Origin of the sequence: Umezawaea tangerina, from assembly GCF_003002815.1 — a bacterium.
Classification (GTDB): Bacteria; Actinomycetota; Actinomycetes; order Mycobacteriales; family Pseudonocardiaceae; genus Umezawaea; species Umezawaea tangerina.
In genome coordinates, this window is the sequence record NZ_PVTF01000016.1 from 41,168 (window position 1) to 54,902 (window position 13,735).

General features: G+C 74.3%; 1 protein-coding gene (only partly in view). It reads left to right on the forward strand.

Translation table 11 applies throughout. The annotated features are described in order from the left end of the window. On the forward strand, nucleotides 1-13,735 hold the 5' portion of the coding sequence (locus tag CLV43_RS49810; RefSeq protein WP_425445796.1) for a type I polyketide synthase. 6,041 nt of this gene lie beyond the right edge of the window; only the first 13,735 of its 19,776 coding nucleotides appear in the window; its start codon is at nucleotides 1-3; its stop codon lies off the right edge, out of view.

The following is a 13,735-nucleotide window of genomic DNA, read 5'->3' on the forward strand; positions in this document are numbered from 1 at the left end:
GTGACGAGCGAGCTCGACGACGCGAAGCGCAGGCTGCGCGAGCTCGACCGCGAGGGCCAGGAGCCCATCGCGATCGTCGGCATGGGCTGTCGTTTTCCCGGCGGTGTGTCGTCCCCCGACCAGCTGTGGCGGTTCGTGGAGTCCGGCGGTGACGCCATCGGCGGCATGCCGGGCGACCGGGGCTGGGAGGTCAACCTCGACGACGACTCCGAGGCGGCGGGCAGCACCTACGTCGCCGACGGCGGCTTCCTGCACGACGCGGCCGAGTTCGACGCGGCCTTCTTCGGCATCAGCCCCCGCGAGGCGCTGGCCATGGACCCCCAGCAGCGGGTGCTGCTGGAGACCTCGTGGGAGACCCTGGAGCACGCGGGCATCGACCCGGCCACGTTGCGCGGCAGCCGGACCGGCGTCTTCGTCGGCGCCGCCCAGTACCAGTACGGCAACGCCGCCGAGACCGCCGACGCCGAGGACGGCGTGGAGGGCTACCTGCTCACCGGCAACGCCACCAGCGTCGCCTCCGGCCGCATCTCCTACACGCTGGGCCTGGAGGGTCCCGCGGTCACGATCGACACCGCGTGCTCGTCCTCGCTGGTCGCCCTGCACTGGGCGATCCAGGCGCTGCGCTCCGGCGAGTGCTCGCTCGCGCTCGCCGGCGGTGTCGCGGTCATGGCGACCCCCGGCATGTTCGTCGAGTTCTCCCGCCAGCGCGGCCTGTCCACCGACGGCCGCTGCAAGGCGTTCTCCGCCGACGCGGACGGCACCGGCTGGGCCGAGGGCGTCGGCATGCTGGCCGTGGAGAAGCTGTCCGACGCGCGCCGCAACGGCCACCAGGTCCTCGCGATCGTGCGCGGGTCGGCCATCAACCAGGACGGCGCTTCCAACGGCCTGAGCGCCCCCAACGGCCTCGCCCAGGAACGCGTCATCGCGCAGGCGTTGGCCAGCGGCAGGCTCGGACCGTCCGATGTGGACGCCGTCGAGGCGCACGGCACCGGCACCAAGCTGGGCGACCCGATCGAGGCGCAAGCCCTGCTCGCCGCGTACGGCCAGGACCGCGAGAACCCTTTGCTGCTCGGCTCGTTCAAGTCCAACATCGGCCACGCCCAGGCCGCCGCCGGTGTCGCCGGTGTCATCAAGATGGTCATGGCCATCCGGCACGGCGTCGTCCCGAGGACGCTGCACGCGGAGAACCCCACCCCGCACGTCGACTGGACCTCCGGCGCCGTCGAGCTGGTCACCGAGAACCGGGCGTGGCCCGAGACCGGTCGTCCGCGCCGCGCGGCGGTGTCGTCGTTCGGCATCAGCGGCACCAACGCCCACACGATCCTGGAGCAGGCCGCGCCCGAAGACGCGAACGGCGTCGCCGCGAACCCTGACCCCGCAAGGATTTCCGCGCTCCCCGTCGTCCCCCTGGTCCTGTCCGCGAAGACCCCCGAGGCGCTGCGCGCGCAGGCCGCCCGGCTCGCGTCACTGGTGGACGGCGACGTCGACCTGACCGACGTGGCCCACTCCCTGGTCGCGCACCGCTCCCGCTTCGACCACAGCGCGGTGCTCGTCGGCTCCGAGCGCGCCGAGCTGGCCGCCGGACTGCGCGGCCTGGCCGAGGACGGCCCGGTCACCGACCTGGCCCGCGGCGCCACCGACGTGCGCGGCAAGACCGCCTTCGTCTTCCCCGGCCAGGGTTCGCAGTGGGTCGGCATGGCGGGCGGGCTGCTGGACTCCTCGCCGGTGTTCGCCGCTCGGATCGCCGAGTGCGAGCAGGCCCTGTCGGCGTACGTCGACTGGTCGCTCACCGCCGTGCTGCGCGACGAGGAAGGCGCGGCGAGCCTGGACCGCGTCGACGTCGTGCAGCCCGCCCTGTTCTCCGTCATGGTCTCGCTCGCCGCGCTCTGGATGTCCCACGGTGTCAAGCCCGACGCCGTCATCGGCCACTCGCAGGGCGAGATCGCCGCCGCGTGCGTCGCGGGCGCGCTGTCCCTGGAGGACGCCGCCCGCGTGGTCGCCCTGCGCGGCAAGGCGCTCGTCGCACTGGCGGGCAAGAGCGGCATGGCCTCCATCGCCCTTCCGCTGGCCGAGCTGGAAGCCCGGATCGCCGACGTGCCCGGCGTGACGGTCGCGACGATCAACGGCCCGCGCGCCGTCACGCTGTCCGGTCAGCCCGAGGTGCTCGACGCCCTCGTGGCCGAGCTGGAGGCCGAAGGCGTGCGCGCCAAGCGCATCCGCGTCGAGTACGCCTCGCACTCGCCCGTCGTCGAGGTCATCCGCGACGAGGTGCTGGAGGTGCTCGCGCCGATCACCCCGCGCTCCACCACCATCCCGATGTTCTCCACCGTCACCGGCGAGCTGGTCGACGGCTCCGAGCTGGACGCCGCGTACTGGTACGGCAACGCGCGCGGCACGGTCGTGTTCGCCCCCACCGTCGAGACCATGGTCGGCCAGGGCTTCCGCGCGTTCGTGGAGGTCAGCCCGCACCCGGTGCTCACCATGCCGGTGCAGGACATCCTCGACGACGCCGAGGTCACCGGCCTCGCGGTCGGGTCGCTGCGCCGCGACCACGGTGGCCTCCGCCGCTTCCTCACCTCGCTGGGCGAGGCCCACGTGCGCGGCCTGGCCGTCGACTGGACCTCGCTGTTCGCCGGGACCGGCGCCCGCCGGGTCGACCTGCCCACCTACGCCTTCCAGCACCGCCGCTACTGGCTCATCGGCAACGACACCGCCGCCGTGGACGTCACCTCGGCCGGTCTCGGCGCGGCCGACCACCCGCTGCTCGGCGCGGTCGTGGAGCTGTCCGACGACGGCGGGGTCGTGTTCACCGGCCGCGTCTCGGTCGGCACCCACCCGTGGCTGGCCGACCACGTCGTGTCCGGCCTGGTGTTCGTGCCCGGCACCGCGTTCGTGGACCTGGCCATCCGGGCCGCCGACCACGTCGACTGCGCGCTGCTCGACGAGCTGACCGTGCAGGCGCCGCTGGTGCTCCCGGCGCACGGCTCGGTGCAGCTCCAGGTCGCCGTCGCCGAGCCCGACGCGTCCGGCCGCCGCTCGTTCACCATCTCCGCCCGCCCCGACGAGGGTGCCTGGGTGCGGCACGCCACCGGTGTGCTCGCGCCCGCTCCGCTCGCGCCCCGAGGCGACCTGACCACGTGGCCGCCCACGGGCGCGGAGTCCGTCGACCTGGACGGCCTCTACGACGCGATGGCCGCGGGCGGCCTGCACTACGGCCCGGTGTTCCAGGGCCTGCGCGCGGTGTGGCGCGACGGCGACGCCGTTTACGCCGAGGCGGCGCTGCCCGAGGGCACCGACGTGGACGGCTTCGGCCTGCACCCCGCGCTGCTGGACGCCTCGCTGCACGCCATCGCGCACGGCGGGTTCCTCGGCTCCGCCGACGGCCCGTGGCTGCCGTTCTCGTGGAGCGGCGTGGAGCTCCAGGCCGCGGGCGCCACCGCCCTGCGGGTCCGCATCACCCGCGCGGGCACCGACGCCGTGTCGCTGCTCGTCGCCGACGGCGCCGGTCAGCCGGTCGCGTCCGTGGAGTCGCTGGTGCTGCGGGCGATCTCCACCGACCAGCTCACCGCGGTCCGCTCGGCCGCCCCCGACTCCCTGTTCGCGCTCACCTGGGTCCCGGTCGCCGACGGCACCAACGACACCGACGGCGCCGACGACGCGGTCGTCATGCCCGTGCGCGGCGGCGAGGGCGTCGACGCCGTCCACTCGACCACGCACTCCGTCCTGGACCTGCTGCACGAGTGGCTGGCCGGTGACCGCGACCAGCGCCTGGTGCTGGTCACGACCGGGGCCGTGGCCGTCGCGCCCGGCGAGGACGTGACCGACCTGGCCGCCGCCGCGGCCCGCGGCCTGGTCCGCTCCGCGCAGTCGGAGAACCCCGGCCGGATCCTGCTCGTCGACACCGACGGCCTGCCCACCTCCGAGGCGGCCCTGCACATCGCGCTCGCCGCCGACGAGTCCGAGGTCGTCATCCGCGACGGCGTCGTGCTGGCACCGCGGCTGGCCAAGGCCTCCGGGTCGGTGGACCTGCCCACCGTCGACGGCGCGGTCCTGATCACCGGCGGTACCGGGGGACTGGGCGCGCTCGTGGCCAAGCACCTCGTCGCGGAGCACGGCGTGCGGCACCTGGTGCTGACCTCCCGCCGCGGCCCCGCCGCCGAAGGCGCGGCGGACCTGCTGGCCGAGCTGGCCGTCCTGGGCGCCGACGCCCGGATCGCCGCCTGCGACGCCGCCGACCGCGACGCGCTGGCCGCCCTGCTGACCGACATCCGCGCCGAGCGCCCGCTCTCCGGCGTGGTGCACGCGGCGGGCGTGCTGGACGACGGTGTGCTGGCCTCCCTGACGCCGGAACGGGTCGACGCGGTGCTGCGGCCCAAGGTCGACGCCGCCTGGCACCTGCACGACCTCACCGCCGACGACGACCTGGCGCTGTTCGTCTCGTTCTCCTCCGCCGCCGGTGTGCTCGGCTCGCCCGGCCAGGGCAACTACGCCGCCGCGAACGCGTTCCTCGACGCCCTGACCGCGCACCGCCGCGCGCACGGCAAGCCCGCCGTCTCGCTGGCCTGGGGCCTGTGGGAGCGGGCGAGCGGCATGTCCGGCGCGATGGGCGCCGGCGGCCAGGACCGCCTGTCGCGCGGTGGTTTCAGCGCGCTGACCGACGCCGAGGGCCTGTCCCTGTTCGACGCCGCGCTGGCCACCGGTGGCGACCTGCTGCTGCCGGTGCGGGTGACGCTCAGCGCGTTGCGCGCGGGTGACGGCACCGTGCCGAGGCTCTGGCGCGGTCTGGTCCGCAACCCGGTGCGCCGCAAGGCGAGCGCGGCCGACGAGGCCGCCGTCGCCGGGCTCGCGGGCAGGCTCGCCGCGCTGCCCGAGGCCGAGCGGGCGCCCGAGGTGCTGGAGATCGTCCGCGCCTACGTCGCCGCCGTGCTCGGTTACGGATCCGGCTCCGAGGTGGACGCGAGCCGCGCGTTCAAGGAGCTGGGCTTCGACTCGTTGACCGCGGTGGAGTTCCGCAACCAGCTCTCGGCCGCGACCGGCCTGCGGCTGCCCGCCACGCTGGTGTTCGACTACCCGACCGCCGCCGTGCTCACCGACTTCCTATGCGGCGAGCTGCTCGGCGACCTGCCCGCCGCGGCCGTCCAGACGAGCACCACCAAGAGCACCGACGAGCCGCTGGCGATCGTGTCGATGGCCTGCCGGTTCCCCGGCGGCGTCGCCTCGCCGGAGGACCTCTGGCGGATCATGACCGACGGCGTGGACGCCATCTCGCCGTTCCCGACCGACCGCGGCTGGGACCTCGACCTGCTGCGCCAGGCGATGGACTCCAGCGAGGGCGGGTTCCTGCACAACGCCAGCGAGTTCGACTCGCCGTTCTTCGGCATCACGCCCCGCGAGGCCGTCGCGATGGACCCGCAGCAGCGGCTGCTGCTGGAGGTCTCCTACGAGACGTTCGAACGCGCGGGCATCGACCCGGCCACCCTGCGCGGCAGCAGGACCGGTGTGTTCACCGGCCTGATGTACCACGACTACGTCAACGGGCTGACCACGATCCCGGAGGAGGTGTCCGGCTACCTGGGCACCGGCAACTCCGGCAGCGTCGCCTCCGGCCGCGTGTCCTACACCTTCGGGCTGGAGGGCCCGGCCGTCACGATCGACACCGCGTGCTCCTCCTCGTTGGTGGCACTGCACGTCGCGGCCCAGTCGCTGCGCGGCGGCGAGTGCGACATGGCGCTGGTGGGCGGTGTCGCGGTCATGGCGACGCCCGGCACGTTCGTCGACTTCGCCAGCCAGGGCGGCATGGCGGCCGACGGTCGCTGCAAGCCCTTCGCCGCCGCCGCGGACGGCGCCAGCTGGTCGGAGGGCATCGGCCTGCTGCTCGTCGAGCGGCTGTCCGACGCCAAGCGCCACGGCCACCAGGTCCTCGCCCTGGTGCGCGGGTCCGCGGTCAACCAGGACGGCGCGTCCAACGGCCTCACCGCCCCGAACGGTCCCTCGCAGCAGCGGGTCATCCGCCAGGCGCTGGCGAACGCCGGACTGTCCACCCAGGACGTCGACGTCGTCGAGGCGCACGGCACCGGCACGAAGCTCGGCGACCCGATCGAGGCGCAGGCCCTGCTGGCCACCTACGGCCAGGACCGCGAACGCCCGCTGCTGCTGGGCGCGCTGAAGTCCAACCTGGGCCACACCCAGGCCGCGGCCGGTGTCGCGGGCATCATCAAGGTGGTCATGGCGATGCGGCACGGCATCCTGCCCCGCACGCTGCACACCGACGCGCCGACGCCGCAGGTCGACTGGACGGCCGGTGACGTCGAGCTGATCACCGAGCAGGTCGAGTGGCCCGAGACCGGCCACCCGCGCCGCGCCGGTGTGTCGTCGTTCGGCATCGGCGGCACCAACGCCCACACGATCATCGAGCAGGCGCCGGTCGACTCCCGGCCGCTGCCCCCGCGGGTCGCGCCGCCGGTCACGCCGGTCGTGCTGTCCGCCAAGAGCGCCGACGCGCTGGTCGCGCAGGCCGAGAACCTGGCGGCCGTGGCCGAGTCGGCGGAGCTGGCCGACCTCGGTTTCTCCGCCGCCACGACCCGCGCCCACCTGGAGCACCGGGCCGTCGTGGTCGCCGCCGACACCGACGAGCTGCTGGCCGGTCTGCGGTCGCCCGCCGTGCGCGACACCGTCGTGCAGGGCAAGACCGCGATCCTGTTCACCGGCCAGGGTTCGCAGCGGCTCGGCATGGGCCGCGAGCTCTACGAGGCCTACCCCGTGTTCGCCAAGGCCTTCGACGACGTGTGCGCCGCGCTGGACGTCCCGGTCGCCGAGATCGTGTTCGGCGTCGACGCCGACGCCGACGCGCTGAACCTGACCGGCAACGCCCAGCCCGCCCTGTTCGCGCTGGAAGTGGCTCTCTACCGGCTGGTCGAGTCGTGGGGCGTCAAGCCCGACGCCGTCGGCGGCCACTCGATCGGCGAGATCGCCGCGGCCCACGTGGCCGGGGTGCTGTCGCTGGAGGACGCGGCCAAGCTCGTGTCCGCGCGCGGCCGCCTGATGCAGGCGCTGCCGACCGGTGGCGCGATGGTCGCGTTGCAGGCCACCGAGGACGAGGTCGAACCCCACCTCGCCGTCGGCGGAGCCGACGATCTGGCGAAATCCTTGGTTTCCCTCGCGGCGGTCAACGGTCCCAGGTCCGTCGTCATCGCCGGTGCCGAAGCCGCGGTCGAGCAGGTGCTGACCCACTTCGCCGACCGGAAGTCCAAGCGGCTTGCCGTGTCGCACGCGTTCCACTCGCCGCTGATGGACCCGATGCTGGACGACTTCCGGGCCGTCGTGTCGACGCTGACCTTCACCGACCCGAAGATCGCGGTGCCGGGCGAGGTGACCGACCCGGAGTACTGGGTCCGCCACGTCCGCGGCACGGTCCGCTTCGCCGACACCGTCACGACCCTGGAGGCGCAGGGCGTCCGGACGTTCCTGGAGCTGGGCCCCGACGGCGTCCTCACCGCGATGGCCGCCGACAGCGTCCGCACCGCCGCCCTGGTCGCGGGCCTGCGCAAGGACCGCCCCGAGGCGCGCTCGGTCGTCACCGCGCTCGGCGCCCTGCACGCCCGCGGCGTGAAGGTCGACTGGGCCGCGTTCTTCGCGGGCTCCGGCGCCCGGCGCGTCGACCTGCCCACCTACGCGTTCCAGCACGAGCAGTACTGGCTGGAGCGCCCGGCGGTCACCGCCGAGGTGGACGAGGTCGACGCCCGCTTCTGGGACGCCGTCGAGCGCGAGGACCTGGAGTCGCTGGCCGCCTCGCTGTCGCTGGAGAGCGAGACCGTCGGCACCGTCCTGCCCGCTCTGGCGCGGTGGCGCCGCGACCGCCGCGGCGAGTCCACTGTGGAGGGCTGGCGCTACCGGATCGAGTGGCGGCACACGACGCCCGGCGCGGCCACCGCGTCCGGCCGTTGGCTGCTGGTCGGTCCCGAGGACCTGGCACTGCCGGGTGTCGAGATCGTCCGCATCCCCGCCTCGGCGGAGCGTGCGGATCTGGTTACCGGGTTGGGGACCGTCGGCGAGGTCGATGGGGTGCTCTCCACCTGCACGGACGTCGCCGAGGTGCTTGCACTCGTGCAAGCCCTCGGTGACGCCGGGATCTCCGCACCGCTGTGGTGCACGACCCGCGGCGCGGTCGCGACCGGCCGCGCGGACGTGGTCGGCAATCCCGACCAGGCCACGATCTGGGGCCTGGGACTGGTCGCGGGGCTGGAGCACCCGGACCGCTGGGGCGGTCTCGTCGACCTCCCCGAGACGCTGGACAAGCGCGGGTACGAGCGGCTCGCCGCCGTGCTCGTGGGCACCGAGGACCAGGTCGCTCTGCGCGGTTCGGGCGTCTTCGCCCGCCGACTGGCGCACGGGCGGACCGCTGAGGCTGTAGGGGGCTTCGCACCGCGTGGGACCGTGCTCGTCACCGGGGGCACCGGCGCACTTGGCGCGCGGGTGGCCCACTGGCTGGCGGAGGCGGGCGCGGAGCACCTGGTCCTCACCTCCCGTCGGGGCGCGGACGCGCCCGGCGCCACCGGGCTGGCCGACGCGTTGCGGGACAGGGGGGTCCGCGTCACGCTGGCCGCCTGCGACGTCGCCGACCGCGACGCCGTGGCCGCGCTGGTGGCGGAGTTCCCGCCCGACGCGGTGATCCACGCCGCGGGCGCCGAGCAGTTCACCCCGCTGGCCGAGTACGACCCGGCCGACTTCGCCGCGCTGCTGGCCCCGAAGGTCGTCGGCGCGCGGAACCTGGACGAGCTGGTCGGCGAGGTCGACGCGTTCGTCCTGTTCTCCTCCATCGCCGGGACGTGGGGCAGCGGCGGCCAGTCCGCCTACGCCGCCGCGAACGCCTACCTGGACGCGCTGGCCGAGTCCCGCCGCGCCCGCGGCCTCACCGCGCTGTCGGTGGCCTGGGGCGCGTGGGCCGAGGCGGGCATGGCCACCGGTGACGCGGGGGAGCAGCTGCGCCGCCGCGGCGTCACCGCGATGCGCCCCGAGGCCGCGCTGACCGCGCTGCGCCAGGCGATCCGCTTCGACGACACCGCCGTCGCGGTCGCCGACATCGACTGGGCGCTGTTCGCCCCGATCTTCACCACCCTGCGGCCCAGCCCGTTGATCGGCGACCTCCCCGAGGTCCGCGCGGCGCTGGAGGCGGCACCGACCCAGGACGCGCCGAGCACGTCGAAGTTCGCCGCGCTCTCCGCCGGGGACCGCTCCCGCGCGCTGCTCGACCTGGTGCGCCACGAGGCCGCGCTCGTCTGCGGGTACGCCTCCGGTGACGACATCACCAGCACCCGGCCGTTCCGCGAGCTCGGGTTCGACTCGCTGACCGCCGTCGAGCTGCGCAACCGGCTCACCACCGAGACCGGTCTGGCGCTGCCCGCGACGCTGGTCTTCGACTACCCGACCCCGGCCGTGCTCGCCGAGCACCTGGACACCCAGTTCGGCGGTGCGGGCACCGCACTCGACACCGTCACCGCCAGCACGCCGGTGGACGACGAGCCCATCGCGATCGTCGCGATGTCCTGCCGCTTCCCCGGTGGCGTCTCCTCGCCCGAGCAGCTGTGGCAGCTCGTCGCCGAGGGCCGCGACGCCATCTCGCCGTTCCCCGGCGACCGCGGCTGGGACGCCGACGCCCTGTTCGACGCCGACCCGGACAGCCAGGGCTCGTCCTACGTCGTCGAAGGCGGGTTCCTGGAGGGGATCAGCGCGTTCGACCCGGCGTTCTTCGGCATCTCGCCCCGCGAAGCCCTCGCGATGGACCCGCAGCAGCGACTGCTGCTGGAGACCTCGTGGGAGGTGTTCGAGCGGGCGGGTCTGGACCCGACCTCGTTGCGCGGCCAGCAGATCGGCGTGTTCGCCGGTACCGCGAACCAGGACTACTCCGCGCTGCTCGTGGCGGGCGGCGACAACGTCGAGGGCTACCTCGGCACCGGCAACATCACCAGCGTCGCCTCCGGCCGGGTGTCCTACACCTTCGGCCTGGAGGGTCCGGCCGTCACGGTCGACACCGCGTGCTCGTCGTCGTTGGTGGCCCTGCACCTGGCCGCGCAGGCGCTGCGCTCCGGTGAGTGCACGATGGCGCTGGCGGGCGGCGTGACGATCATGTCCACGCCCGGCACGTTCGTCGAGTTCTCCCGCCAGCGCGGTCTCGCGACCGACGGCCGCTGCAAGGCGTTCGCCGCCGCCGCGGACGGCACCGGCTGGGGCGAGGGCATCGGCATGCTCCTGGTGGAGCGACTGTCCGACGCGCGGCGCAACGGCCACCAAGTCCTCGCGATCGTGCGCGGCTCGGCGGTGAACCAGGACGGCGCGTCGAACGGCCTGACCGCCCCGAACGGTCCGTCGCAGCAGCGGGTGATCCGCCAGGCGCTGGCCAACTCGGGTCTGTCCACTTCGGACATCGACGTGGTCGAGGCGCACGGCACCGGCACGGTGCTGGGCGACCCGATCGAGGCGCAGGCCGTGCTCGCGACCTACGGCCAGGACCGCGAGATCCCGTTGCTGCTCGGCTCGCTCAAGTCCAACATCGGCCACGCCCAGTCGGCGGCGGGCGTCGGCGGCATCATCAAGATGGTCATGGCCATCCGGCACGGCGTCGCCCCCAAGACGCTGCACGTCGACGAGCCGTCGCCCAAGGTCGACTGGACCTCCGGCGCGGTCGAGCTGCTGACCGAGGCGCGCGACTGGCCCGAGACCGGTCGCCCGCGCCGCGCGGCGGTGTCGTCGTTCGGCATCAGCGGCACCAACGCCCACACGATCATCGAGCAGGCACCGGTCACCGAGGAGGCCGTCCCCGAGGGCAAGCCGCTGCCGGTGCTGCCCCTGGTGCTGTCCGCGAAGACGGCGGAGGCGCTGGCGGAGCAGGCCGAACGGCTGCTCGACCACCTCGGCTCCGCCGCCGACGCCACCGACACGGCGTTCTCCACCGCGACCACGCGTGCCCACCTGGAGCACGGCGCGGTCGTGGTCGGAGCGGGCCACGACGACCTCGTCCGCGGTCTGACGGCGCTGGTGCGCGGTGACCGGGACGCGGGCCTGGTGCGCGGCACGGCCGCCGAGGGCCGTCTCGCGATCCTGTTCACCGGCCAGGGTTCCCAGCGCCTCGGCATGGGCCGCGAGCTGTACGACGCGTTCCCCGTGTTCGCCGACGCCTTCGACGCCGTCTGCGCCCACTTCGAGCAGCCGGTCGGCGAGGCCGTGTTCGGCGTCGAGGCCGACGCGCTCAACGCGACCGGCACCACCCAGCCCGCCCTGTTCGCCCTGGAGGTGGCGCTCTACCGGCTGGTCGAGTCGTTCGGCGTGCGCCCCGACTTCGTCGGCGGCCACTCCATCGGCGAGATCGCCGCCGCCCACGTGGCCGGGGTCCTCACCCTTGAGGACGCCGCGAAGCTGGTCGAGACCCGCGGCAGGCTCATGCAGGCCCTCCCGGCCGGCGGCGCGATGGTCGCGTTGCAGGCCACGGAAGCCGAGGTCGCGCCGCACCTCACCGACGCCGTGTCGATCGCCGCGGTCAACGGGCCGGCGTCCGTGGTCGTCGCGGGTGCGGAGGACGCCGTCGCCCAGGTGGTCGCCCACTTCGCGGACCGGAAGTCCAAGCGGCTCACCGTGTCCCACGCGTTCCACTCGCCGCTGATGGACCCGATGCTCGACGAGTTCCGCGCGGTCGTCACGAAGCTGGCGTTCAACGAGCCGACCATCGCCGTGCTGGGCGACGTCACGAACCCGGAGTACTGGGTCTCCCACGTCCGCGACGCCGTCCGGTTCGCCGACACCGTCACGACGCTGGAAGCCCGTGGCACGTCCACCTTCCTGGAGCTGGGCCCGGACGCGGTCCTCACCGCGATGGGCGCGGACAGCGCCGCGGACGCCGTGCTGGTGCCCGCGCTCCGCGCCGACCGCCCCGAGGTCACGACCTTCGTCCGCGCGCTCGGCTCGCTGCACACCCTGGGCAACCGGGTCGACTGGGCCGCGTACTTCGCCGGTTCCGGCGCCCGCCGGGTCGACCTGCCCACCTACGCGTTCCAGCGCGAGCGCTTCTGGCCGCAGCCCGCGCAGGGCTGGGCCGACGTGGCCGCGCTCGGCCTGCGCGACGTCGACCACCCGATGCTCGGCGCGGCGCTGTCGCTGGCCGACGGCGACGGCCTGGTGCTGACCGGCCGCCTGTCGACGGCGGCCCAGCCGTGGCTGGCCGACCACGTCGTGCTCGGCTCGATCCTGGTGCCCGGCACCGCGTTCGTGGAACTGGCGCTGCACGCGGCCGAGCAGGTCGGCCTCGACCTGCTGGAGGAGCTGACCCTCGAGGCCCCGCTCGTCGTCCCCGAGCACGGCGACGTGGCGCTCCAGCTGACCGTGGCCGCCGAGGACAACGGCCGCCGCACCCTCCTGGTGCACTCCAGCGTCGCCGACGGCCTGTGGACCCGGCACGCCAGCGGCTCCCTCGGCACCGGCACGGGTGCTCGGACCGCGCTGACCGAGTGGCCTCCCGCCGACGCCGAAGCCGTCGACCTGACCGGCTTCTACGACGCCCTGGCCGAGTCCGGCTACGGCTACGGCCCGGCGTTCCAGGGCCTCAGGTCCGCCTGGCTGCGCGACGACGAGGTCTTCGTCGAGGTGGAGGTGGCCGACGCCACGGGCTTCGGCCTGCACCCGGCGCTGCTGGACTCCGCGCTGCACGCCGCGGGCCTCGGCGGTCTGCTGTCCGACACCGACGTGGTGCGCATCCCGTTCGCCTGGACCGACGTCTCGCTGACCGCCGTCGGCGCGAATGCCCTGCGGGTGAAGCTCTCGCGGGGCAAGCACGACGGCATCACCCTCGACGTGGCCGACCGGACCGGTGCGCCGGTCGCACGGGTCGAGTCCCTGGTGCTGCGCCAGGTGTCCGCCGACCAGGTGGCCGCCTCGACCACCACCGACTCGCTGTTCAAGGTCGACTGGGTAGCCCTGCCCACGACGGAGGACACCGCGTCGATCGCCGTGCTGGACGCCGACCTCGCGTTCGCGCTCGGCGTCATGTCCACAGTGGACCTCGACAGCATCGCCGAGGTGCCGGACGCGGTCCTGGTGACCGCGACCGACACCCACGAGGTGCTGGCGCTGGCGCAGGCCTGGATCGCCGACGACCGGTTCGCCGACGCGAAGCTGGTGTTCGTCACCGGTGGCGCGGTCGCCACGGCGGGGGAGGACGTCACCGACCTCGCGGGCGCCGCGATCTGGGGTCTCGTCCGCTCCGCGCAGACCGAGCACCCCGACCGGTTCGTGCTGCTCGACCTCGACGGTCAGGAGGCCTCTCACCGTGTGCTGCCCCACGCGCTGGTTCCGGGGGCCCCTCAACTGGCACTCCGCGACGGCGATGCCCGCGCGCCGCGTCTGGCCCGCGTGGCGGCGGCCGTGGGGGCACCGCCCGCGCTCGACCCGACCGGGACGGTACTGATCACCGGTGCCACCGGTGCTCTGGGCGGTCTGGTCGCCAAGCACCTCGTCACCCGCTACGACGTCACCAACCTGCTGCTGGTCAGCAGGCGCGGCGCCGACGCGCCCGGCACCGAGGAGCTGGCCACCGAGCTGGCCGGGCTCGGCGCGGCCGCGACGTTCGCCGCGTGCGACGTGTCCGACCGCTCCGCTCTGGAGCGGCTGCTCGCCGGGATCCCGGCCGAGCGCCCGCTGACCGGTGTCGTGCACACCGCGGGCGTGCTGGACGACGGCACGTTCGAGGCGC